General features: G+C 64.4%; 22 protein-coding genes. 6 read left to right on the top strand and 16 right to left on the bottom strand.

The genetic code is table 11. The features are described from left to right. Positions 1-8: 8 nt before the first annotated feature. From FJ957_RS19420 to FJ957_RS19410, 3 genes are all read left to right on the top strand, one after another. On the top strand, positions 9-500 hold the full coding sequence (locus FJ957_RS19420) for a DUF1036 domain-containing protein (RefSeq protein WP_140834133.1): 492 nt from the start codon (positions 9-11) through the stop codon (positions 498-500). Beyond that, positions 497-2,926, top strand: coding sequence for a M23 family metallopeptidase (locus FJ957_RS19415; RefSeq protein WP_140834131.1), 2,430 nt, complete (start codon positions 497-499; stop codon positions 2,924-2,926). The genes FJ957_RS19420 and FJ957_RS19415 overlap by 4 nt, the downstream gene beginning before the upstream one ends. A 227-nt stretch (positions 2,927-3,153) precedes the next feature. Further along, positions 3,154-3,369 (top strand): hypothetical protein, encoded by a 216-nt coding sequence (locus FJ957_RS19410; protein ID WP_140834129.1) that lies wholly within the window; start codon positions 3,154-3,156, stop codon positions 3,367-3,369. A 236-nt stretch (positions 3,370-3,605) separates the two neighbouring features. On the opposite strand, the gene FJ957_RS19405 is transcribed toward FJ957_RS19410, so the two are convergent. After that, the gene (locus FJ957_RS19405) at positions 3,606-4,142 is read right to left on the bottom strand and encodes an OmpA family protein (RefSeq protein WP_181180618.1); all 537 of its coding nucleotides are present in this window, start codon (positions 4,140-4,142) and stop codon (positions 3,606-3,608) included. Between the two features lie 176 nt (positions 4,143-4,318). Here FJ957_RS19405 and FJ957_RS19400 point away from each other — a divergent pair, with 176 nt between their 5' ends. Beyond that, on the top strand, positions 4,319-4,879 hold the full coding sequence (locus FJ957_RS19400) for a hypothetical protein (RefSeq protein WP_246685888.1): 561 nt from the start codon (positions 4,319-4,321) through the stop codon (positions 4,877-4,879). Between the two features lie 12 nt (positions 4,880-4,891). On the opposite strand, the gene FJ957_RS19395 is transcribed toward FJ957_RS19400, so the two are convergent. The 12 genes from FJ957_RS19395 to FJ957_RS19340 form a co-directional block, all read right to left on the bottom strand. Beyond that, entirely contained in the window at positions 4,892-6,127 is a 1,236-nt protein-coding gene (locus FJ957_RS19395) for a caspase domain-containing protein (RefSeq protein WP_246685887.1), read from the bottom strand. Between the two features lie 7 nt (positions 6,128-6,134). Next, positions 6,135-7,226, bottom strand: coding sequence for an OmpA family protein (locus FJ957_RS19390; protein ID WP_140834125.1), 1,092 nt, complete (start codon positions 7,224-7,226; stop codon positions 6,135-6,137). A 117-nt stretch (positions 7,227-7,343) separates the two neighbouring features. Continuing rightward, entirely contained in the window at positions 7,344-7,532 is a 189-nt protein-coding gene (locus FJ957_RS19385; protein ID WP_140834124.1) for a hypothetical protein, read from the bottom strand. An 87-nt stretch (positions 7,533-7,619) separates the two neighbouring features. Beyond that, positions 7,620-10,169: a caspase family protein gene (locus FJ957_RS19380; protein WP_140834122.1), complete on the bottom strand. Its 2,550-nt coding sequence runs from the start codon at positions 10,167-10,169 to the stop codon at positions 7,620-7,622. 243 nt (positions 10,170-10,412) lie between these two features. Continuing rightward, positions 10,413-11,531, bottom strand: a complete 1,119-nt coding sequence (locus tag FJ957_RS19375; protein ID WP_140834120.1) for a branched-chain amino acid ABC transporter substrate-binding protein — start codon at positions 11,529-11,531, stop codon at positions 10,413-10,415. 304 nt (positions 11,532-11,835) lie between these two features. Further along, positions 11,836-12,858 (bottom strand): AraC family transcriptional regulator, encoded by a 1,023-nt coding sequence (locus FJ957_RS19370; RefSeq protein ID WP_140834118.1) that lies wholly within the window; start codon positions 12,856-12,858, stop codon positions 11,836-11,838. A gap of 41 nt (positions 12,859-12,899) precedes the next feature. After that, positions 12,900-14,528 (bottom strand): AMP-binding protein, encoded by a 1,629-nt coding sequence (locus FJ957_RS19365; protein ID WP_140834116.1) that lies wholly within the window; start codon positions 14,526-14,528, stop codon positions 12,900-12,902. A 3-nt stretch (positions 14,529-14,531) separates the two neighbouring features. Further along, positions 14,532-15,278, bottom strand: a complete 747-nt coding sequence (locus FJ957_RS19360; RefSeq protein WP_140834114.1) for an enoyl-CoA hydratase/isomerase family protein — start codon at positions 15,276-15,278, stop codon at positions 14,532-14,534. A gap of 28 nt (positions 15,279-15,306) precedes the next feature. Then, entirely contained in the window at positions 15,307-16,998 is a 1,692-nt protein-coding gene (locus tag FJ957_RS19355) for a methylmalonyl-CoA mutase family protein (protein ID WP_140834112.1), read from the bottom strand. Further along, a complete protein-coding gene (gene meaB / locus FJ957_RS19350; RefSeq protein WP_246685886.1) occupies positions 16,995-17,969 on the bottom strand; it encodes a methylmalonyl Co-A mutase-associated GTPase MeaB in 975 nt (324 codons plus the stop codon). Before meaB ends, FJ957_RS19355 begins: the two co-directional genes overlap by 4 nt. 23 nt (positions 17,970-17,992) lie before the next feature. Next, positions 17,993-18,442 carry a cobalamin B12-binding domain-containing protein gene (locus FJ957_RS19345; protein ID WP_181180629.1) on the bottom strand — a complete coding sequence of 150 codons (450 nt, stop codon included), beginning with the start codon at positions 18,440-18,442 and terminating at the stop codon, positions 17,993-17,995. Positions 18,443-18,470: 28 nt separating this feature from the next. After that, complete coding sequence (locus FJ957_RS19340; protein ID WP_140834106.1) at positions 18,471-19,802, bottom strand: aspartate aminotransferase family protein; 1,332 nt, start codon at positions 19,800-19,802, stop codon at positions 18,471-18,473. A gap of 96 nt (positions 19,803-19,898) precedes the next feature. Here FJ957_RS19340 and FJ957_RS19335 point away from each other — a divergent pair, with 96 nt between their 5' ends. Both FJ957_RS19335 and FJ957_RS19330 read left to right on the top strand, forming a co-directional pair. Then, the gene (locus tag FJ957_RS19335) at positions 19,899-20,759 is read left to right on the top strand and encodes a LysR family transcriptional regulator (protein ID WP_140834104.1); all 861 of its coding nucleotides are present in this window, start codon (positions 19,899-19,901) and stop codon (positions 20,757-20,759) included. A gap of 103 nt (positions 20,760-20,862) precedes the next feature. Continuing rightward, the gene (locus tag FJ957_RS19330) at positions 20,863-21,273 is read left to right on the top strand and encodes a thioesterase family protein (protein WP_140834102.1); all 411 of its coding nucleotides are present in this window, start codon (positions 20,863-20,865) and stop codon (positions 21,271-21,273) included. 39 nt (positions 21,274-21,312) lie between these two features. Here FJ957_RS19330 and FJ957_RS19325 read toward each other — a convergent pair whose 3' ends face one another. From FJ957_RS19325 to FJ957_RS19315, 3 genes are read right to left on the bottom strand one after another with little or no spacing between them, the layout of a single operon-like run. Next, positions 21,313-21,543, bottom strand: coding sequence for an acyl-CoA dehydrogenase family protein (locus FJ957_RS19325; RefSeq protein ID WP_140834100.1), 231 nt, complete (start codon positions 21,541-21,543; stop codon positions 21,313-21,315). Then, positions 21,543-22,877: an MmgE/PrpD family protein gene (locus tag FJ957_RS19320; protein WP_140834098.1), complete on the bottom strand. Its 1,335-nt coding sequence runs from the start codon at positions 22,875-22,877 to the stop codon at positions 21,543-21,545. Before FJ957_RS19320 ends, FJ957_RS19325 begins: the two co-directional genes overlap by 1 nt. Beyond that, positions 22,874-24,040 (bottom strand): CaiB/BaiF CoA-transferase family protein, encoded by a 1,167-nt coding sequence (locus FJ957_RS19315; protein ID WP_140834096.1) that lies wholly within the window; start codon positions 24,038-24,040, stop codon positions 22,874-22,876. Before FJ957_RS19315 ends, FJ957_RS19320 begins: the two co-directional genes overlap by 4 nt. Positions 24,041-24,192: the final 152 nt, after the last annotated feature.

The following is a 24,192-nucleotide window of genomic DNA, read 5'->3' as shown; positions in this document are numbered from 1 at the left end:
GAACGCCGATGGACCTTCGCACCTTGCGTTCTTTGTACCAGCCCCCGCCACGCAAGCAGCGTAGCCGGCTCCGATTGCCGTTCCCGGGCCGCATAACGCTTGCCGCGCTTGGCGCGGCGCTGTTCTCAATCCTTTCGCCCGGCAAGGCGCACGCCGAATTCACCGTCTGCAACCAGACGCTCGACGTCGTCAATCTCGCCGTCGGACAGAAGGTCGACAATGCCGACCAGACGGACGGCTGGTGGACGATCGGCGCCAACCAGTGCGTCAACGTCATCCGCGAGGAGCTGACCAACCGCTATATCTATCTCTACGCGACGGACGTCTTCGGCCACGCGATCCTCAACGGCTCGACCGAGATGTGCATCGACCGGCGGCGCTTCTCGATCCGTGGCATCGACGCGTGCTGGCAGCGCGGCCATATCGCGGCGCGCTTCGTCGAGGTCGACACGCTCGAGCAGGTGCGCTGGACCTATTTCCTGACCGGAAACAGCCCGTGACGCACTCGATCGACACGAGCTTCAGACAGAAGAAGCAGGCGCGCCTGGCCGCGCAACGGCGCAAGCTTTGGCGGCGGGCCCTTGCCGGCCTTGCCACGCTCGCAGTCGTCGCCTTAGCCACCGGCTTCTATCTGACCAGGGACTACTGGTCGTTCGGCGATGAGGACGAAGAGCTGCATCCCGTCGAGGACATGGAAGACGTGCCGCCCGACGCCTCGGTCTATGTGCCGGCGATCATCGATCTCGCCGGCGATCCGATGTGGATCACGCTGGCGCCCGATGCCGACACCGAGACAAAGGGCAAGACCGTAGCGCGTCCAGCCGAGCTCGACAGTTCCGGGGCTTCGCCGCAGATCGAAATCCTGTCCGACGTGATGCTGAGCGCCAGCGAAAAGTTCATGACGACGATCCCGTCGACGCAGGAGGATTTCGCCTTCTTCCAGGCACAGCGGCAGGCAGCTCCCAAGCCTTCGGCAACGGTGCCCGATGGTCAGCAACCGGCACCATCCGCTCCGGCAATGGCACCGGACGATCAGCAAGGCGATCTGGAGAACGACCTTCAGGCGGCGCCGGACGAGAGCGACGCCGGTACAGCGCCTAAAGCCGATGCCGACGACCCCGAGGCCGGCTGGGGCGAGACCATCGACCAGGGCGAAGCTGCCCTTCCCGCTTTCACGAAAACCGCGATCGAGAACAACACGACCGTTGCGACCGTCGCCAGCGAATACCAGCGCTTCGAGGCGACCGAGGACACCTTCGTGAAGATCCTCAACGACCGCAGCCTGGACAGCGTGGCGCTCGACGCGCATTTCTCCGCCGACGACGCGAAGCTTGCGGGCGAAGCGCTGAAGACGCTGTTCAACCGCGACGGGCTGGAGTCCGGCTTTGTCGTGGCCATGCGCGGGTTCCGGCCGAACCGCGAGACGACGACCATGTCGCTGATGCAGGCCTCCATCTATGCCAAGAACGTCTATGTCGGCACGCTGACCCGCAATGCGGCCGGGGCCTTCGTGTCGGGTGTCGATCCCTGGGTGCGCGAGGACCTCTTCAACTATTCCGGCGCCTCCGACCAGGGCGGGCCCAAGCGGCAGTACCGCCTGCTCGACGCGATCTACTCGACCGCGGCGCGCAACAAGGTGCCGACCAGCGTCATCGGCGAGGCGATCATGTATCTGTCGCGGGGACAGGATCTCGACGCCTTCGCCAGCGAGGACCAGCGCCTGGTGCTGATCTATTCGCAGACGCCGCGCGGCCAGGGCGAGATTTCGGGACGGGTGCTCTATGTCGGCGTCCAGGGCACGGACAAGAGCCTCGACTGTTTCGTCTTCCAGCAGAGCGACGGCCAGTATGCCTGCGTGACCGGCGACGACCAGGTCCGCTCGCTGACCGTCACCAACGGCATGGTCACGCCGGTCGCCGGGGTGATGACCTCGACCTTCGGCCCGCGCAAGCACCCGATCCTGGGCACAGTTCGAATCCACAAGGGCGTCGACTGGGCGGCGCCGGTCGGCACTCCGATCATGGCCGCCTTCGACGGCGAGATCTCGTTCCAGGGCGATGGCGGCAGCTATGGCAATCTGGTGAAGATCACGCATGCCAACGGCCGTGAGACGCGCTACGCGCATATGCAGAAATTCGCCATCGCCAGCGCCGTCGGCACCAAGGTGAAGGCCGGCGACGTCATCGGCTATATCGGCACTACGGGGCTTTCGACCGGCCCGCATTTGCATTTCGAGCTCTACCAGAACGGCGAGGCGATCGATCCGCTGGGCACTGTCACCTCGGTCGCTACAGCCGTGTCCGTCAGTTCCGGCGGCTCCGGCGATGCCGCGGTCGAGACGCTGACCGACCGGATCGTGCATGTCGAAAGCGGCGGCAGCGCGCGCGCCAAGAACCCGCTTTCTTCGGCAACCGGCGCCGGCCAGTTCATCTCCAAGACGTGGATCCGAATGATGAACACCTATCGGTCCGACCTCGCCCGCTCGCTTTCGACCGCCGATCTGCTTGCGCTTCGCTACGACGCCACGCTGTCGCGTGAAATGGTGCGCAACCTCGCGCGCGAAGGGGAAGCCTATCTGCGCGCCCGCGGCCACCAGATCACCGCCGGACGCCTCTATCTTTGCCATTTCCTCGGCATGGAAGGCGCGCATCAGGTGCTGGCGGCGCCGGGTTCCTCACAACTGACCGCCGTGCTCGGATCAGCCGTCATCCAGGCCAACCCGTTCCTGACCGGCAAGAGCGCCAGCTACGTCATCGATTGGGCGGAGCGGAAGATGGGGCAGAAAGCGCCGCGCGTGGTCACCGACCAGGGCCAGCCGACGACAACCACGACCGAAGTCCGGCAGACCTCCCCGGAATTCGAGAAGTACAAGCAGGCGATCGCCGCGCTGATAGGTTCGATCCAGGATACGCTCGAGCCCGGCTAGTTCTCCGTTCACCAAGCAACAACGTTTTTCGACGCGGGGACTATATTTGACGAACCTGGGCATGGACGGAAACCGCGCTGCCTGCCTGAATTGCGCCGCACCGTCCACAAAACCTCCATTAGGATTCACTCATGTTATGGTGATCCGTAGAGCAACAAATATCGTTAACGGTTCGGGTAAGTGGCGAGGCCCGCATCTGAGGCTGGAACATTTCAGAGAATTCGACGTTGCCCGCCATGGTCAAAAAGCAATCCAACGACAACGGTTCATACTTCGAATTCGACGTCATGCGCGAAGCGTTCAAGCGCTGGGTCGACGAGGATAAGGTTCCTGAAGATCAATGGCGGCCGCGCGCAACGAAGCTGGTCCGTATCGTGACCGGAGACGATTATGTCGACCCCAACATAGTCGAATGGATCATGCATAAAAAACCCCAGCGCTGAAGGCGCTAGGGCTTTTGGGCATGTACGCTGTACCAGCATGACCAAATATCAGGTTGCGCTAATATCGTAAACGAGTGGTAAATCGCTGCGTGGTCCAATGCCGCGAAGGCCTCGGCTGTGCAAGACCGCGTTGATATTGCGGTGGGCGGCGCACTCAAGAACCGATCGAGGATGAGAGCTAGCGGCAGCGCTCGCATCGGCAGTTCGCTATGAGCTGACTGGCCTGGGCCGGCCGCCTATTGCGTCCTGATCCGCATCTCCACCCTACGGTTGACCGGATCGTATGGATTGGCGACGCGCGGATGCGACTTGCCCACGCCGATCGGCTCGAGCCGGGTAGATTGAACGCCGTTCGCCGCCAGGAAGGCCGCCACCGATTGCGCCCTTCGCTGCGACAGGTCCTGGTTGTAGCGATCCGTACCGGTCGCGTCGGTATGGCCCTCGACGACGAAGCTGAACGTGCTCAGCCGGTTGTCCTTCAGCGCCTTGGCGAACTCGTCCAGTTCCGTGCGCGCGGTCTGGTCGAGCTGGGCCGAATCCAGGGCGAAATTGATCATCATGTCGAGGCCGGCCTTTTGAGGCGGCGCCTCGTTCTTCTCGGCCTTGCTCTTGCATTCTTCCTCGGTGCCGACGCAGATACCGCGTGACGCGCCAAGACTACCCTGGCCGGCGAAGAATTTTACGATGTCTTCCGATTTCTGAAGCGGATCGGCGTAAACGTGCGTTGAAAAAAGCACGGCCGCCAATGCCAAGGCTGAGCTGCCCCACCGCATGACCGTCACTCCTGTTTGAGCGGGTTTCGCTGGTGCGCACCATATCAAACCTTGAAGCGATTGTCTGTGACCAAGCGCACGTTGCCAGTTGCCGCCACCTGCTAAAAGCTAAGGCTTGACCGGCTCTCGGCTAAAGGCTTGAGTGCTTGTCAGCTGGCTCTCGGGGTGTGGCAGCCATGGCCAACGAACTCGGATACAGAACCGCAAGGGATCTGTTTCTTGCCTGTCCCGCGATCGCCCGGGACATGAAATCGCCTGCCGCCAATCAACCCCCGCTGGAATTCTGCCGCGCCCTGCTCGCCGGACGCGTGCCGGAGGAAGCCGTCACGTTCTGCGCGTATCTGCTGCCCGATCGCGCCGCGGTCTGGTGGGGGCATGAATGCCTGAGCCATCTCTCAGAACTCCTTGCTGATAGGGACCTCGAATTGCTGGCGCTCGTCAACGATTGGGTCGGCGAGCCCGGCAATCCCCGCCATCGAGCGGCGCTAGGCGATGCCGTCGAGCCGTCGCCAACGACGCCGGCTGCATGGATCGCGCTGTCGGCGGCATGGCGTGACCCGGCCTTCGATATGCTATCGACCGGATTTCCCGCCGCCCACGCCGTCAACGCCGGGATCCTGGCGGGGCTGGCGCGCGTCTCGACGGCGGACCGCTTTGGCGTGCTTTCCGCCTTCGTCGACATGGGCATCCAGATGGTGGAGATGGAGGCGCAACGACAATCGGTCGACGCGCATTAGAGGTTTTCCGGCTCACTGGCAGCCGCCTTGCGCCCACCTGGCCAAAGCGACCTTGAAGCGGGTGCCAAGCGGATGTTGCAGGCGCAGGACGGAGACGTCGTTGGCGGCGAAATTCTTCGCCTGCTCGCAGAGGCGGGTCTCGTTCCACTCGTGGCAGCCGTCGCAGTGCTTGCCTTGCCAGACCGACTTGTCGAGGCCTTCGACCGGACTGAAAAGCGGCTCCCCCTTGATCAACTGGGCTATGCTCTTGCCGTCGATCGCCGGGTCGCCGAACTTGACCGGGCGATCGAAAAGGATCGGGCCGTCCGTCGCCAGCTTCGGGATCTTTGCGCGCAGCGCATTGAGCGCAAGCTGATCGGCCTGGCCGGGTGCCGCGCCGGTGTTGCGCGTCTCGGAGCCCGCTTCGGCCTGCGGCCCGTTTGCCTCGCCGACGATCAGCGGCGCATTGAGATCGACCCTGTGCAGGACGACCTCGGTGGTCAGCGAGACGTTGATCCAGGGACGCTGCTTGCCGGCTGTGGCCTTGAAGACGTCGCTGGTCACCCTGTTCATCGCTTCGGTGATGGAGACGTTGGATTCGCCGACATGCTGGAGCAGCGCCGTGGTGAAGGGCGAGTGGTCGCCCGACCCGTCATAGGCAAGCTGGTTCGGGCTGGCGGCGAAGGCGACCAGCGTGCCGGCGCCGCCATTCTCGATCGGGATTTCGGCAAGGCCGCTGCTTGCGCCTTTGATGCCGGCAGTCTTTGCCAGCACCTCGGCGAGCGGGTTGTCCCGGCATGCGTCCAGGAAAACCAGCCTTATGCTGGTCTCGCGCGACATCTGGCGCAGGATGAAATCGACCGAGACGGCCTCGAAATCGAGCGAGGTCTCATCCTCGAGCGCGGCATCGACGGGAAGCAGATAATTCTTGCCGGAGACCTGCAGGCCATGGCCGGCATAGAAGAAAAGCGCGATGTCGGCGCCGCGCACCTGCTTGGCAAACTGCCCGACCGTAGCCTGTGTCTGCTGCTTGGTGAGGTCGAAGCCGGAGACCACCTCGAAGCCGAGGTCCTTGAGCCGATCGGCCATGGCCTGCGCATCCCGCGCCGGATTGAGGAGCGGCGCTGCGTGCTGGTACTGCGAGTTGCCGAGCACCAGCGCCACACGCCGCTCGGCGTTCGCGGCCGTCAACGTCAGGAGCAAGGCAAGCGCCACAAGTCCGGCGGCGCGAAACATGCCACCGCAAAAGGCGATCGGGGCGGAACTCACCGCCACCTCAATTGGCGAGCTTGCTTGCGGAGAATTCGATCCGCCGGTTGAGCGCCTTGTTCTTGGGCGTGTCGTTGGCGGCGACAGGCTTGTCCTCGCCATAGCCGGCCGAGCTGATCTGGTTGCGCGGGACGCCATCGGCAAGCAGCGCGTCGGCGACCGCCTGGGCGCGCCGTTCGGAGAGCGCCTTGTTCGCCTCGGGCGATCCGTCGGAATCGGTGTAGCCGGACACCCCGACCTTGAGGGCCGGGCATTTGCCGACGACACCTTCCACCTCAGCCAGCAGCGGGCGGCTCTTCGCGTCGAGCCTTGCGCTCGCCTGACGGAAATAGATGGCGCCGGTGCGCGAGAGCACGGCAAACCGGTTCAGGCACTCCTCGTCGCTGAAATTGACTTTCGCGGCATCGGTGGCGACGGGGCCGACCTCGGCGGCGCCGGCCGCGACGGTCTGCACGGCGGCCGGCTTGCCGCCGTCGGCGGTGAAGACGAAATCGAACGACACCGAAGCGGTCGGCACGATGTTGGTCACGTTGGCGGCCTGCTGCAATTTGTCGATGTTGGGCAAGAGCCCGAAATCCTCGACATGGACGGCGACGGGCGCCTCCGAAGCGACGGAAACCTGGGTATCGCCGATCATGGTGACGACGACGCTCGCCTCGAGATCCTTGTCGACGCCATGCAGGCTGAGGCGGAACGGCAAGGTCGTCTTCACCCGGCGCTTGGTCGGCAGGTCGGCGAACGCCGCCGGATCCACTTTCGCCGTCACCTCGGCCGTCGGATAGGTGAAGGTCTCGAAAAACAGGAAGCGCATGCGGACATTGCGCAGGTCGACGCCCGTGTCGACGGAATTGAGGTCGAAGCTGATCTTCGCATCGCCGGCGGAACTCAGCGTGCCGGTGATGTTCCTGATCTTGTTGGTCTCGACGATCGTGTTCTTCTTGACCGACTGGTAGGTGAGCACCGAGGCGGACGGATCGAGCGTCCAGTTGGGCGCGGCGCTCGCAGCCTGCGATCCGAAGACCAGCAGCGCGGCAACGATCAAGCCAAAAGCCGCGGCCTTGGCTCGCATTTTTCGCCAGAATGCGACGACTTCGAACATGGAACGCCCCGCCAGGACAACCCGATCTCGATACCGGCACGTAGCGGGAGCATAGAGCACTTGCCCTTGCTTGGCGAGCGGTTACGGCGGGCAGCGAAAACCGCCATCGAAATCTCATCACCAGCCACCGCCGCCGCCGCCACCACCATAGATAGGTGCGATGACCGGCACAGTTTCGTTCTTTGCCGGTTTGACAATCTTCTTGGCGGTCACTTTCTTCTGCTTGACTACCTTCGGGGTCGTCGTCACGCGAACGTGCTTGGTACGATGTTTCGTTGTCGGCGCCGGCTCGACGCTGGGCGCCATGGTCGTGCACCCTGCAACCGCAAAGGATAGGAATGTTGCGATGACCGCCTGCTTCAATGCCCTGCCCACCATTGCCTCCCTTGTTGATCAGAACAGGTCCCGACGCGGATTGGCTTGCTCCCAGACGGCTCTAGCCGTCTTGATCAGTTGGTCGTCGACCGAGCCGCCGGCAGGGATTTTCGATTTGAGTTCCGAGCGCAGTTGCTTGAGGGCCGCAGCTTTTGGCTTTGCGCCAAACTGCGCCAGCGTCGACCGAGCGCTCGGCAGTTCGTCGCGAAGATCGAGTCCTACCGCGAACGCCAGATAGCGGACGGCGACCGCCTGATCGGATTTTTCGCCTTTCTGCATTTCGATAGCGGCGCGATCATATGCCGCCGAGTAGTCCCCACGGTCCGTCGCCAGTTCGAACAGCCTCTGCGCCTCGGCAGGATTCCGGTCCACACCATCACCGTCCCGGTACATACGCGCGAGGCTACCGGGTGCGTAAGGTTGGCCAAGATCCATCGCCATATTGAAAAGCGCCTGGGCCTGTTTGGTATCCTTCTCGACGCCGCGTCCGCTAAGATAATTGCGGCCGAGAATGTTCATCGAATACATGTCCTGGCGCTCGACGCCCGCCTTGAGGAAGGCTACGGCGCGAGCCGGGTCGGCGGGCACGCCATTGCGGCCTTCGGTGAAGATCGCGGCGAGATCGTTCATGGCATAGGTGTGGCCCATGGCTGCTGCCTTCAGCAGCAAGTCCAAGCCCTTGCCGGTATCGCGCTCAACGCCGAGACCGTTGAAAAGAGCACGGCCCCAGGCCGTCATGCCATAGGGATCACCCTTGTCGGACGCCTTGGCATAGAAGCCATTGGCTTTCTTGGGATCCACGGCCGTCCCTATGCCGGACGAGGCGATATAGCCAAGCTCGAACACCGCGCGGACATGTCCCTTGTCGGCGGCCTCCTCGATCGCCTTCTTGGCTTCCTCAACCTTGCCAACGGCGAGCAGCGCGCGCCCGAGCTCGTAGTGGAAGCGCGCGACATCGGGATAGGTCTTCACCGCCGCCTGGCATGCCTCCACCGCTCCGACGCCGATCTCGTTCGGCAACAGCCCGGGAACGACGCCCTGCAGGTCCAAAGGCTCGCCTGCCCGCGTGTCGCAAGGATCGACGCTCGGCGACAGCTTCATCGTCGCCGGCTTTGACGGTGTGTTGTCGGCTATGATGTCGAAGCCGACGATCAACGGTTTTGCGGCGCCTATCTGCGGTTCGTAGCGCAGTTTATCGACTTCATCGGCCATCAGGCTCGATTGCGGCGACAAGGTGCGATCCGGCAGGGACAGCGTTCCGGTTGCCGGATAGCTCGCGAGCTTCAGGCTGACGCCGGGATCCTTGGTCGGGACATCCAGTTTCAGCGGCACAGGGCCGACGCCGACGGGTATCTTGACGTCGCGGTTGTCGATCGCTTCGGCGGCGCCCGCGATGTGGATGCCCCGCTCCACCACCTCCTGCTTCTGCTCGGACTCCAGCGAGGCCACAAGCTGCTTGCCCGCGGCGCCCTCGCCGTTCTTGACCCGGAACACCAGGATGCCCTGCGATCCGCCGCCCCATTCGTCATGCGTCGCATAGGCCAGCATATCGACCTGATCCTCGGCGTCGGCGCCCTTCGGCACATCCATCTGAAGCCGCGGCAGATCCTTGCCCTCTATCGGCTCGCCCGTCGCGACCGGCTTGCCGTCCAGGATCAAGAGCCCCAGCGCCGGCGACCTTTCGATGCTGATGCTGACCGCGCCGCCGTCGACATCGACGGGCACCGGCAGGTCGAGCGCGACCGGTCCGACCCCCGACGGCACGGTCTTTTCCAGCACCGGCGGCAAAGCCGGCCGGTTGGCGCGGCGCATCAGCACCACCTCGTCGATCAGCGAGGAGTTCTCCCACGGAACCTGCGCGCCCTTGGTGGCCTCGACCACGTCGCGGCGGACGGCAGCCATCACCGAGCGTATCTCCTGGTTCGGCGCCAGAGCGCGACGGGAGAAGGCGGATGAAAACGGACTGAGGTCGCCGGAGCCGTCATAGGCGACCGCGCCGGGCTCGGTGGCGAAGGCAATCAGCGTGTTCAGCGAACTTTTCACCTGCGCAAGGCCGGTGCCTCCGGCCGCGATCAACTGGTCGCGCAGCCAGTAATCCTTGCGCGGGAAGGGGTTGTTGCGGCAGGCATCGAGGATGATCACCTGGATCTTCGATTTGGCGCGCAATTGCTGCAGGACATCGTCGAGCTTGACTGCCTGGACCTCGATGTCGGCCGCATCCTTGAGCGACGCATCGACCGGGATCAGGAAATTCTCGCCGCCAATCTGAAAGCCGTGTCCCGAATAGTAGACGACCGCCAGATCGGCGCCGTCCGCCGCCGCGAGATAATTGCGGAACTCCTTCTCGAATTGGAGCTTGGTCAGATCCTTGGCGACGAACACATCGAAGCCGGCCAGCCGGAACGTGTTCGACACGTCTTCCGCATCCTTGTCGGGATTCTTGAGGGCCGGGATTTCGCGGTATTCGGAATTGCCGATGACAAGCGCAATCCTTCGATCGGCATGCGCCGGCACCGCCGTGAAGCCCACGAGGATCAAGGCTGCAATCAGCGCGCAGCGTCGCAGCATGGCAAAATCCTTAACCGCTATGACCTGTCGGCCACAAGAACGCAGCTTGCGGCATCGCGGTCTGTTAAAGACTTCACAATCTGCCAAAACGGCAAGGAATGCGCCTGCGAGGCAGATCGCGCATCCAATAAACTGCTAAAATAGCTCAGAGGCCCGGGCGCCGCAATGACCTGGGCAGATGCGATCCCCGCAAGGACGCCCGGTCTCAGCCGGGCATCCTCGGGCTCAACGCCTGTGCGGCGTTTACTTCTCGGCGTAAGTCGGCTTGCCGTCCGCGCCCTTCTTCCATTCGTAGATGACATAGTCGGGGCGCGTGATATCGCCCTTCTCGTCATAGCCGATGTCGCCGATCGCCGTCTTCCACGGGCCGCCTGCCTTGATGGCCGCGGCGACCTTTTGCGCGTCGTCGGCCGAGCCGGTCTTGTCGATCGCGGCGGCGACGATCTGGACCGCCGCGTAGGAGTAGAGCGTGTAGGCTTCCGGCTCGAAACCCGAGGCACGGAACTTTTCGACGATGTCCTTGGCCGCGGGGTTTTTCCGCGGGTCCGGCGAGAAGGTGTTCAAGGTGCCGATAACCGAATCGCCTGCGATCGAGGCAAGCTCGTTCGAGACCATTCCGTCGCCCGAGAACAGCGTCGCCTTCAGACCCTGGTCCGCCGACTGGCGCATGATCAGGCCCGCCTCGGTGTGGAGACCGCCGAAATAGATCAGCGTGACGCCGGCCGCCTTCATCTTGGCGATGAGCGCGGAGAAATCCTTGTCGCCGACATTGATGCCTTCATACATCACCTCGGTGAGGCCGTCGGCGTTCAGATCCTTCTTGGCGACATCGACGAGGCCCTGGCCGTAAGGCGTCTTGTCGTGGACGATGGCGATCTTGGCGTCCTTGAAATTCGCGGCGATATAGTCGCCCGCGACCTTGCCCTGCTGGTCGTCGCGGCCGCAGGTGCGGAAGGCGTTCCAAAGGCCGCGCTCGGTATATTGCGGATTGGTCGATGCCGGCGATACCTCGAGCACGCCGTTCTCGGCATAGACTTCCGAGGCGGGGATCGACACGCCCGAGTTGAAGTGGCCGACCACATATTTCACGCCGTCCGCGACGAATTTGTTGGCGACCGAAATGCCCTGCTTCGGATCGGAGACATCGTCGCCGATCTCGATCTTGATTTTCTGGCCGAGCACGCCGCCGGCCGCGTTGATGTCGGCGGCCGCCTGTTCGGCGCCTTTCTGGAACTGCGCGCCGAAAGCCGCGTTCGGACCGGTGATCGGCCCGGCGACGCCGATGACGATGTCCGCCCAGGCGTTGCCCGCGAAGGCGACAAGCGCGGCCGCTGCCACCGCCGACAAAAGATATTTTTTCATATGAGGCTCCCATTTTCGTGGTGGGCACTGGTTGCGGCTTCGATGCGATGCCCACGTCCGACGCATCGAGCTGACTTGAATTGGGCGGGCCGGTTTTTGCCGTCGGGCAAGGTCAGGCCCAGGCGAGCGGGTCAGGACATGAGGCCGGAGCAGGCCCCCTCACCAGAGATGTCTTGCCTTCAATCCGCACCAAAATGCCCCGTCTTCAGGGCATATTGGCTGCAAGCGAAGTGGCATACGATGACCGTAAGACCCAGATTTTGTGATCGATTTTGCAATGTTTCGGGAATGCGTCGCTCGCCTGCTAATTCGCGGATGCATTGTCGCGCGGATCGGCGTCGGACGAGGCCTCGCGGCGGAACAAGGCCGGGCTCTTGCCGGTCCATTTGTGGAACGCGCGGTGGAACGCGCTCGGCTCGGAAAAGCCGATGTCGGCGGCGAGATCGGCGACGCTGCGGCTGCCATTGAGCAGGGCCTCCATCGCCAGGGCCCTGCGCATCTCGTCCTTGATCGAGCGATAGTTCTGGCCCTCGGACTGAAGCCTGCGACGCAAGGTCGGCGCCTGCATGCGCATGCCGGCGGCAAGCCGCTCGAAGCTCGGCCACGCCGCCGGCGCGGTGGCGTGCAGGCGTCCGCGTATGGCCGCCGAGAGCCCCTCGTCATGGCGGTAGCGCACCAGAATGTTGGCCGGCGCCCTGCGCAGGAATTCGCGCAGCGCGCAGGCGTCGCGGATGACCGGCAGCTTCAGGAATTCGGCGTCGAAGACGAGGCGGCTTTCGGGCTGGTCGAAGCGCACCGGCGCGCCGAAGAACAGCCGGTAGTCGCTCCCCGTCGGCGGGATGCTGCATTTGAAATCCACCCAGCGGATCGGGAGACGCCGACCCACCAACCAGCAGTTCACGCCGTGGACGATGATCCAGAAGGTACGATAGGCGAAGGCCGAGCGCAGCGGCCCGCAATCGCTCAGCCTGATTTCGGCGAGCCCGGTGCCGACGGTCAGCTCGCCATGCGGATCGTCGAGCACGGCGCGCAGGAAGCGCAGGCCCCTGCGCAAGGCATGCTCGAGCGTCTCGGTGGTGAGCAGCGCCTGGCAAAGCAGCGCGAAACTGCCGGCCCGCATCGGCCGGGCGCCTTCGCCGAAGAACTCGTCATCCATCTCCTGCGCGACGGCATGCCAGAGCGCGCCATATTGTTCGGCCGAGATCGGCTCGGAAATCACTGGCGGCAGCCCGACGCGAGCCAGCAGAGGCTCCACCTCGACATTGTGGCGGCGAAGGCATTCGAGCGTGTCGTCCAGGAAACAGGGGGCGATCATCCGGCGCTGCATTGCGTAGGGCTCCGTCCTCCTTCTGCCTGCGTTCGACCTGGCTAGCGCTCGCCCCGATCAAATGTGGCGGCGCCGACACCCTGCTGGCGCAGCGCGGTCCTGGCGATCTTTTCCGTCGGCGTTCGCGGAAGCGGCGTGTCGGTGATCTCGATGTAACGCGGCACCATGTGGCGCGGCGCCATTGCCCTGAAATGCGCCAGCAGGTCGGCCGCCTCCAGCGTGGAGCCAGGCCGCCGCTGGGCCACGACCATGATGTCTTCCTCGGTGAACTCCGACGGGATGCCGAATGCGGCGCTTTCGACAATGTCGGGGTGCTTTTCGGCGACGGTCTCGACCTCGTAGGCGGAGATGTTCTCGCCGCGCCGCCGGATCGCCTCGTTCAGCCGGTGCTTGAAATAGAGCCAGCCATCCTCGTCCAGGCAGCCGGCGTCGCCGGAGTGATACCAGAGGTTCCGGAGCGTCTGGACCGTCTTGGCGTCCGCCCGGTAATAGCCGGAAAACATGCTCCAGTTCTTGCGCGGGCGCGATACGATCTCGCCGACGGACCCATGCGGCAGGGGCCGGTCCCGCTCATCGACGATCGCCACCTCCCAATCGGGGTGCGGGCGGCCGCAGGAACCCGCTTTCGTATTCCCCACCGTGTCGAGGGTGACGAAACCTGTCTCCGTCTGCCCATAGCCGGTGACGAGCCGCATGCCGAAGCGCCGCTCGAACGCTTCCTTGTCCGGCACCATGGGAATGCACTGGCATATGCGCACCGGGTTGGCGCCGTCGCCATCGGACGGCGGCTGGCGCGACAGGATGACCGCCATGGCGCCGAGCAGGTTCGTCGCCGAGGCGCCGCTTTCGCGCACCTGGTCCCAGAACCGCGACGCGCTGAAACCGTCGACCAATGTCGTGGGGGTGCCGTAGATCAGCGGCAGGTAGACGCCGAACATCTGCGCGTCGGTGTGGAACAGCGGCAATGCCGAGAAATAGCTGTCGCCGGCCGTGTAGCCGAGATTGAGAGCCATGGCCGCGGCCCAGGAATAGCAGTGATGATGGGACATCAATGCGCCCTTGGCCGGACCGGTGGTGCCCGAGGTGTAGAGGATCGCCATCGGGTCGGAATAGCGGATGTCGGCGAGGTCGAAATCCGGCTGCCCGGCCATGCATTCCTCGAAGCCGACGATGCGGCCGATCCGGATGCCGGCCGCCCGGGCTTCGCTCGGATCGACGCCGACCAGGATGAGGGTGCGCAGGTCCGGCAGGCGGTCCTGGATCCTGGCGAGCTCGTCCAGCGCGTTGGCGTCGGCGACCAGGACTTCGGCGCCGCAATTGTTCAGGTTGTGGCAAAGCAAGTCGCCCTTCAGGCCTGGATTGCTGGGCACCTCGATGGCGCCCAAGCTCGATACCGCGAACCACGCCGCGACCAGTTCGAAACAATTGGGCAACAGCATCGCCACGCGATCGGACTTGCCGATGCCGAGGCCGCGCAGGCCGCGCGCCAGCCGCCCTGAAACGATCTGCATCTCCTCGAAGCCGGCGGAGCGTCCGCAAATGTCGATGAACGGGCTGTCGCCCAGGCGCTCGGCCTGCTTGAGCAGGATTTTGGGCAGCACCCGGTTCTCCAAATCGTCGTCGTGCTGGCCGGGGATGTGGAAGGACGGGGCGAGTTCAAGCATGGTCATGGATCAAAAATTCTTTGCCCGTGCCTGCGCATCCGGGGAGAGGAAACCGCTCACCGTGGCCCTGGTCTCGAGCGCCATTGCGTCGGCAAGGGAAGAGTGGAAGCCGTTGTTGATGGCTTGCTTGATGTCCGCCACCGCGCCTTCCGGACGGTCCGCTATCGCCAAAGCGAGTTTCCTCGCCTCGTCCAGCAATTGCGCCTCGGGACAGAGTTTCCAGGCGATGCCGACCTCGAGCGCTTTCCTGGCATCGTGCTTCTCGCCCAGGATCATCAGTTCCTTGGCGACCTGCGGCCCGGTCTGCTTGGTCAACAGCGCGGTGACGCCACCGGTGACGAACAGCCCGTAGCTGACTTCGGGGAAGAACCAGCGCGCATTGTCGGCGAACAGCGTGAAGTCGCAATTCACCGCCCATTCGAGCGCGCCGCCGACGCACCAGCCATGCACCGCGGCGATCACGATCTTGCGCGACTGCATGATCTGCAAAGTGACGTTCTGGATGGCGTCTACCCAGCCCTGTGTCGTGGCCTCGGAGGTGGTCTGCGAGTCGAGATCCTTGAGATCGTCGCCGGAGCAGAAGGCGCGCCCTTCGCCATGCAGGATGACGGCACGGATCGACGGGTCCGCTTCGGCTCGCGCCAGCGCATCGGACAGGCCGTCGACGAGCTGCCTGTTCATGGCGTTCAGCCGCTCGGGACGGTTGAGCTTGACCCAGGCGATTGCGCCGTCGTGCGTGGAAATGACTGCGCCCATCTTGGCATCCCCCATCTTGGCGTCCTTCTCAAACGATCATCGGTTCGGCGTAAGCGCCCCAGACCTCGCGCAGCGCGGCGCAGATCTCGCCAAGCGTCGCCTTCGCCTTCACGGCCTCGATGGTCTTCGGCAAAAGATTGATGTCGTCGGACTTCGCCTGCTCGGCGAGTTCCTTCAGCAGTTGCTGGACATGGGCGTTGTCACGGTCCGCCCGCACCGCTTGGAGGCGGTCGATCTGCAACTGCGTGCACTCTTCGTCATAAGGATGGATGTGCACTTCGGCCGATCGGCTGGTCTCGTCGACGTGCCGGTTGACGCCGACCGAGATCTTTTCGCCGGCATCGATCTTCTGGAACGTGGCGTAAGCCGAGTCCGCGAGCTTCTGCTGGAACCAGCCTTCCTCGACCAGTTTCACGGCGCCGCCGCGCTCGTCGACTTCGTCCAGCAGCTTCCAGACTTCTGTCTCCATGTCGCGGGTGAGACGCTCGATGAAATAGGAGCCGCCAAGCGGATCGATCACGGAGGTCACGTTGATCTCGTCGCGGATGATCTGCTGGGTGCGGATGGCCAGCTTCATGGCCTCTTCGGTCGGAATGGCGAAGGCTTCGTCGAGCCCGTTGGTGTGCATGCTCTGGCAGCCGCCCAGCACGGCGCCGAGCGCCTGGATGGCCGTGCGCATGAGATTGTTGTGGTGCTCGACCTTGGTCAGGCTCATCGCCGCGGTCTGCACATGCACGCGCAGCCGCATGGACTCCGGCTTCCTGGCCTTGAAGCGCTGCGCCATGATCTTGGCGTAGACCCGCCTTGCCGCCCTGAACTTGCAGATCTGCTCGAAGAAATCCTGGTGGCTGATGAAGAAGAAGGACAGCCGGGGCGCGAAATCGTCGATGTCCATGCCGGCGCCGGTGACCTCCTCGCAATAGGCGATGGTGAAGGCCATGATGAAGGCGATCTCCTGCAGCGCGTTGCCGCCGACATCCGAGAGGTGATAGCCGCTGAGGCTGATCGGATTGATCTTCGGCGTCGCCTTGGCGCTGTACATGATGAGGTCGCGCAGCAGACGCACGGCCGGGCGGACCGGATAGATCCACTCCTTCTGCGCCACATACTCTTTCAGCGGATCCGCCTGCAGCGTGCCTGCCAGCTTGTGAAGGTCATAGCCGCGCCGTTCCGCGACGGCGACATACATGGCGTAGACCACCCAGGCCGACGGATTGATGGTGAGCGAGACCGAGATCTTTTCGAGATCTATTCCGTCGAACAGCCGATCGACATCATCGACGGTGTCGATGGCGACGCCGACGCGCCCGACTTCGCCGAAGGATCTCGGATCGTCCGAGTCCAGGCCGAGCAGCGTCGGCAGATCGAAATCGGTGGAGAGCCCGGTCTGTCCGGTCTGGATCATATATTTGTAGCGCTGGTTGGTGGCCTCGGGATTGCCGAAGCCGGCGACCTGCCGGATGGTCCAAGGCCGGCCGCGATACATCGTCGGATAGGCTCCGCGGGTGAAGGGATAGGCGCCGGGAAAACCCAACTCGTCGGCGGGAATGTCGGCGATGTCGGCGGCCGTGTAGACGCGCTTCAGCGGAATGCCGCATTCAGTCTCGTAAGCCTGCTTTTCTTCCGGCCTGCTGCCGAGCGCGGCGGCGAGTTCCTTTTCCTCCCACGCGGCCTGCTTTTCGCGGATGTCCTCGATCGCGGTTTGCGAGAACAGGTTCATGTCGCTTGCGCCTCGTTCGTCCAGCCGAGCAGAAGGCGGGCCGCGCCGGCGGGGTCCATGTCCCTGCTCACGACGGCCTGGATGTGCTCTCCGACCTCGCCGGCCCGCTCATCGAACTTGCGCTGGAAAAGATATTTGGCCGCGCCGAGGATCCGCGTCCGGCAAATGCCCCGCTGCCGCTCGGCCAGCTCGCCGCTGTCGTGCAGATGCGACCAGTGCCTGGAGATGGCGTCCTTCAGCTCGCCGATCCGCTCGCCCGAGACCGCGCTGACCGGCAGGACCGGCGGCGTCCATTTCGACCCCGTCCGTTCGGTACCGAGGGTCATCATGCTGCGCAGGGCCGAAACGGTCGCCGCCGCTTCCGGCTTGTCGGCCTTGCTGACGACATGGATATCCGCGATTTCGAGAATGCCGGCCTTGATCGCCTGTATGTCGTCGCCGAGGCCAGGCGCCGAAAGAACGACGATGCTGTGCGCCGCCGTCACGACTTCCACCTCGTCCTGGCCGACGCCGACGGTCTCGATGATGATGGGCGAGTAGCCGGCGGCATCGAGAACATCGACCGCCTGCAGCGTCGATCGGGCAAGGCCGCCCAGATGGCCGCGCGTCGCCATGCTGCGGACGAAAGCCTGCGAGGACGAGGCCGCCTCGCTCATGCGCACCCTGTCACCGAGGATCGCGCCGCCGGAGAACGGGCTGCTCGGATCGACGGCGACGACGCCGACCTTGTGCCCCTCCGACGCGAATGACCGGATGAGAGAAGACACAAGCGTGGACTTGCCGGCTCCCGGAACGCCGGTGATACCGACGACATGCGCCTTGCCGGTATGCCCGTAGATCTCCGCCAGCGCGGGCGCTGCTTCCGGATAGCCGGCCTCGGCGCGGGTGATCATGCGGGCGATGGCCGCGACGTTGCCCGCGAGGATTTCGGGCACGAGCTCGATCGAGGGCCTGTATGGCGCGCGCCTCACCGGTCTCGAGGGCGTGAAGACGGTCATACCCGGCCACGAGCGGCGATCAGGTCCCTGATCGTCGTCACGATCAGTTCGGCCCGCGCCTCCTGCGGCACGATCGCGTCGACGCCGCTGTCCCACAAAGCGGCATAATCCTGCTCTGGAATAACCCCGCCGGCGACGACGAAGATGTGGTCGGCCTTCTGCTCGCGCAGGCAGCGCCCCAATTCCCGGAACAACGGAACATGAGAGCCGGAAAGGAGGCTGACGCCGATGACGTCGACATCCTCCTGGACCGCCGCCGCCACGACCTCGTCCGGAGACTTGTAGAGGCCGGTGTAGACGACCTCCATGCCGGCATCGCGCAGGATCCGCGCGACCACCTTGGCGCCCCGATCGTGCCCGTCCAGCCCGAGCTTGGCAACAAGCACGCGGATGGTGCCGGTCGCCGCATCCTCGTCGGACGCGTCGCCCGCGGCCTGTTCGGTCATGTTCGCTTCGTTCATCGGCCCCGGTCCGTCACTCCGCGGCCATGCGGCCGCCGCTCGCGGACAGCACCGCTTCGATGGCGTCGCGGATCGTGCGCAATCCGAGGTCGAGCTCTTCCTCGGAAATCGTCAGCGGCGGAGCGATGCGGAATACGCCGCCCATGCCCGGGAGCTTGACGATGTTCATGCTCAATCCGCGCTTGAATGCTTCCGCGGCAATTTTCGCGCCGAGCTCGTGATCGGGCTCGCGGCTCTCTCCGTTCTTGACGATCTCGACCCCCAGCATCAGGCCGCGGCCGCGCACGTCGCCGACGCACTCGAAGCGCTGCTTCAGGTCGGACAGGCCGTCGAAAAGCCTTCTTCCGAGATGGCGCGCGCGCTCGACAAGGCGCTCCTCTTCCACGACATCGAGCACGGTCACGCCAACGGCGGCCGGCAGCGGATCGGACACATGGGTGGTGTAGAACAGGAAGCCCCGCTCATGCGCCGTTTCCTCGATCTCGGCCGTCGTCATGACCGCAGCCAGCGGAAGGCCGGCGCCGATGGTCTTCGACAGAGTGAGGATGTCCGGCGTGACGCCGTCGCGCTGGAAGGCGAACATGTCGCCGGTGCGGCCGACGCCGGTTTGCGCTTCATCGAGGATGAGCAACATGCCGCGTTCGCGGCATTTCTGCTTCAGCGCCGCGAGATAGCCCTGCGGCAGCTCCAGCATGCCGCCGCTCGACAGGATCGGCTCGGCGATGAAAGCCGCGAGGCTGCCGGTCGACTGGCTATCGACCAGGGCGAAGGCGTCATCGAGCTCGGCCGCCCAGTCGAGCGAGCCGTCGGCTTTCTTGAAGCGCGGGCGAAAGCTGTTCGGCGGGGGAATCGCGATCGAGCCGACCGCCGCGGGACCATAGCCCTTGCGCCCGGCGCTGTAGGTGGCGGAAGCCGCAACGCCGGTCATGCCGTGCCAGCTTTTGGAGAACGCGACGATCTCGTGCTTGCCGGTCACCAGCTTCGCCATGCGGATGGCCGCCTCGTTCGACTCCGCCCCCGTCGAAAGCAGGAGCGCCCTGTCGAGGCCGGGCGCCAGCGCGGCGAGGCGCCCGGCAAGCTCGACAACAGGGCGGGACAGCATGCCGCTGAAGAGATGCGCGACCGTTTCGACCTGGCGGCGCACCGTCGCGACGATCCTTGGATGCGCATGCCCGAGCAGCGCGCTCATCTGGCCGGAGGTGAAGTCGAGTATGGGCCGGGCATCGGCGTCGTAGACGAACGAGCCTTCGGCCCGCTCGATGATGGCCGGCTCGAAGGCGCCGCCATATCGGATGAGGTGCTTTCGCGCCGATGACCAGAAGGCATTATCCAGATTTCTTGACATCTCGCAGCCTCGCCAAAACGCAGGCCCGAAGATTAGCGTCTGGCGCTACAGCAGTAAAATTGATAGATATCGGACTCCGATATCAATGGAATTGATATGCCCGCACCCCTCGATCTCAGATTGCTGGCGACCTTCGTCCGCGCGGCGCATTCGGGAACGCTCAGCGCCACCGCCCTGCAGGTCGGGCGGACGCAATCGGCGGTGACGATGCAGATACAGCGGCTCGAGGATGCGCTCGGCGGCCAGAGCCTGTTCCATCGGAGCGGCAGCGGCGTCCGCCTCACCGGCAGCGGCGAGCGCTTCCTTGCCTATGCCGAGCGCATCCTCAAAATCCACGATGAGGCGGTTTCGGCTTTCTCCGGCAAGGGCCTGCAAGGGTCGATCATCTTCGGCAGCCCGGAAGACTATTTGAGCGCCTTCTTTCCCACGCTCTTGAGAAGCTTCGGGAGCCTTTATCCGGACATCGAGATCAAGGTGGTGTCGGCGCCGACCGTCGAGCTGCACAATCTGCTGCATGCGCGCCAGGTCGACCTGGCGCTCGTCTCCATTCCGGACGCGAGCGCCTCCAGGGAGGTCGTGCGCACGGAAGCGATGGTCTGGGTCGGCAGCAAGCCGACATTGGAGCTGCACGAGTTCGGCGAGACCGTGCCGCTAGCTCTGCCGGCATCGAACGCCATGGACCACAAGGCGGCCTGCGATGCCATGTCGCGCGCCGGACTGCGCTACAAGATATCCTATGCCAGCAACAGCCTCACCGGCCTGATCGCGGTGGCGCGGTCCGGCCTTGCGATAAGTGTGATGACGCAGAGGGCCGTCCCGTCGGATCTCTTCATCCTCAATGCGCCGCTTCCGAGATTATCCCGGCTCGGCGTTCTGGTCGCCTTCGCCGAGACCACGAGATCGCCGGCCGTCGAGGCGTTTGCCAGTCACATCCGGAGCGTCCTGCCGTCGCTTTAAAAAAATCGACCCGCCGGAGGTCCGGCCATCGATTAGGCTCTCCACAGAGGCAACCAATCCCCGCTAGATAGCGGTCGCATCGGACGAGTTATCGGGAGCAAAAATGATCTTACTGACGAGAGCTGTGGTTCAGCCCTGGAATTGCGACATGATGGGCCACATGACGACGCGGTTCTACGTCGCCTTTTTCGACGACGCCATCAACATCCTGCTCGGCCAGGCGACCGGATGGGCGCCGACGACGCCCGAATGGGCCGACAGGGGATGGGCGGACGTCCGGCACGAGATCGACTTCGTCGGAGAGGTGGCGTCCGGGGTCATCGTGGAAATCTTCGGCACGATCCGCACCGTCGGCCGCACCTCCATCCAGACGGATTACGAGATGCGCAGGCTGCATGGCGGCGAGCTCGCGGCGAAGCTCGCCGCCAAGACGGTCTTCTTCAATCTTGCGGAGCGGAAATCCACCCCGCTGACGGAACCTATGCTTGAACGCCTGAAATCCTGGATGGCTTGAGCGGCAATATCCTCGCTGTACCAGGCGCTGCCCGCAGTGTCACGAACATAGGCGGTGTTGTGCAGCTCCAGCGGCGGCCGCCGCCGAAAGCGCCAGGCCCGCCCCGCCATACTCCTCTGGGATCAGCGTCGCGAGATAGCCCGCTTCCGTCAGTGCGTTGACGAAATCCAGCGGTAGGCGCGGTCGACGTCGAGCTTGCGCCAGTATTCGCCGAAAACCGCTCGCAGACGCGGCCTCGCGGATCTCCTCATTATCGACATCCTTGAACATCAGGCGCTCCGCGCGGCACGCGCCTGGGGACGCGCGTCTGCAGCGATTTCAAACAAACCCAGCGAGCGCACCGGACGGTTGTCGGGCAGTGCAAGGATAGCGCCAATCAGTTCGTCGGCGCGGGCTTGCGAACTACCGCCAGCGACGAGCTGCGCGCGCGCTTTCTCGGAGAGCTCGGCCGCCGTCACCGGATTGCCGGGATCTCCCTTGGCGTCGTGTCGCGCGGCGGAAAGACGCCGGCCGGAAGCCGTCTCCACCACGATTTCGGCGCCCCACGATTCGGGGTACGCAGCCTCGATCTTCGGCGCCAGTTCGACGTCGACTTTCTTGCGTTCGCCGGCCATCCGCTGCCGGGCATTGGCATCGAAACTTGCCTGGTCGACACGACCGTCCGCCAGGGCGATCGCCACGGTGTGCTGCAGCGAGAATTTGGCGCTGTAGGGATCGTCGGGGGTGGGCCGGTCGCACACGTCAAGCGCGGCCCGGTAAGCTCCGACCTTCACCTTGGCGATGGCTTCGCCGGCTATCTCGCCGTGCAAGGCGATGGCGCCGTCGATCGCCGGATGGGTATGACGGCAGCAGGGCCAAGGCTTGATCGAGGTGTTGATCAGCTGCCAGGCCCGATCGGGCCCGGCCGTCACAGCCCCCGGAATTGGGTCTGGACACAGGCCCGCGTAGAACCCTTTTTCGCCCTCCAGGATGTTTTGCGCGCCCGTGAATCCTTCCCTGGCCAGGAACGATGCAAGCACGCCCGACTCCGCTGCCCGGGCAGTGTGAAGATGCTTGCTCATGGCGCCTTCGGCGAGGAACTCCCAAAGTCCCGACGACTGGGTTCCGGCGTTGCCGAGCGCCCAAACGGTGCTGTCGTCATCGAGGCCTAGGAGATCGGCCACGGCAAAGGCCGCGCCGAACGGCCCGCAGGTCGAGGTGTTGTGCCAGACCCGGTAATGCTTCTTGCCAACGGACATACCGACGCGGCAGCAGGCTTCGTATCCCGCGAGAACCGCGCGGAGGAAAGCTTCGCCGCCAAGGTCGTGATCGTGGGCCACGGCCCAGGCCGCGGGAATGACGACGCTTCCCGGATGGGTCACCGAATCCCGGTGCAGGTCGTCCATCTCCAGGATGTGGGACAAACCGCCGAGATAGAACGCCTTGCGAGCCGTATCCGCCTGCGCCGGCGGCGCGACCGCCTTGAGCATGCGGGCAGGTTCGGTCGGCAACGCGCCAAGCGCGCAGCCGAGCGTATCCAGGACAAACAGCGATGCCCATTGCAGATCGCTTTCGGTCACCGGCTTTTCGCGGATCAACCGGGTCAGGTCGCGGGTCAGGCTCATAGCATTGCATTCCCTATCCGTTGGGATCCTGCCGTGTCCAGCGGACCGAACTCCCGCCGCAAAGCCACATCATGTTCACCAAGCGAGGGCACCCTGCCCAGTGCGGGGCGCTTGCCATCGACCGTGACCGGCGGCGCAAAAAGCTCGACCGGACCAACCGCGGTCTCGACCGCAATCCTGGTCGCGCTGCGATGCGCCGCCAGATCCGCCATGGTCGATACATGGCCATATCCAATGCGCAACTGGTCCAGCAGCTCGCATAGTGCGGACTTGGTATAGGGCGCCAGGATCGCCTGCACACATGCGTCGAGCGGCTCGCGGTTCTTGATGCGCAGCACGTTGCGTTCGAATCTCGGATCCGTCGCGACCGACGGCTGGCGCAGAACGCTCTCGCAGAAGACGGCCCATTCGCGTTCGTTCTGGACGGCGATCAGGATTTCCCCGTCGCTCACGCGAAACAGCCCGTAAGGAGCGATCGAAGGGTGGGCGAGGCCGAGCCGGCTGGGCTCCTTGCCGCCGTAATGGCGCGCCAGGTACGGCACGTTCATATATTCGGCGAGGGTGTCGAACAAGGAGACCTGCAGGTGAGCCCCTTCCCCGGTCCGAGCGCGCATGATCAGGGCTTCGAGGACGGCGGCATAGGCGGCCTGTCCAGTGGCGATATCGGATATCGATATGCCGACGCGCGTCGGGCCCGACGTCGCCGATCCCGTGACGCCCGCCAGACCCGCTTCCGCCTGGATGAGCAGGTCATAGACTTTCCGATCGTGATCGGGCGTTCCCGGCGCATAGCCACCGATGTCGCACACGATCAGCCGGGGGAACCGCCGCCTGAGGTCGGCGCTGCCGATGCCCAGCCTGTCGGTGGCGCCGGGCACCAGGTTCTGGATAAACACATCGGCCGTGGCGAGCATCGCTTCGACCAGCGCCAGATCATCCGGTCGCTTCAGGTCGACGGTGCAGGACTGCTTGCCGCGGTTGGTCCAGATGAAATAGCTCGACAGGCCGTGGACGTAATCGTCATAGCCGCGCGCGAAATCGCCCTCGGGGCGCTCGAGCTTGATGACGCGCGCGCCGGCGTCGGCCAGCCGCGACGTCGCCAAGGGCGCGGCCACGGCCTGCTCCAACGAGACGACAGTTGTTCCCTCCAGCGCGCCTGGCATGGCTCGCTCCTTATCCTGCTTTTCCGATACCATCGCACCGGAAGGGTCCTCTCCGTCAAATAGCGTTTTGTAATGGGAGGTATAGCGAAACTTTTCGGGATCATGCCCTAGCCGGACAGGTCAACAGCGGCGACGTCCGGCATGTCGGCGAT

This window comes from Mesorhizobium sp. B2-4-6, assembly GCF_006442775.1.
Classification (GTDB): domain Bacteria; phylum Pseudomonadota; class Alphaproteobacteria; order Rhizobiales; family Rhizobiaceae; genus Mesorhizobium.
The sequence above is the reverse complement of the archived record's forward strand: the minus strand, read 5'-3'. Positions and strand labels throughout refer to the sequence as shown.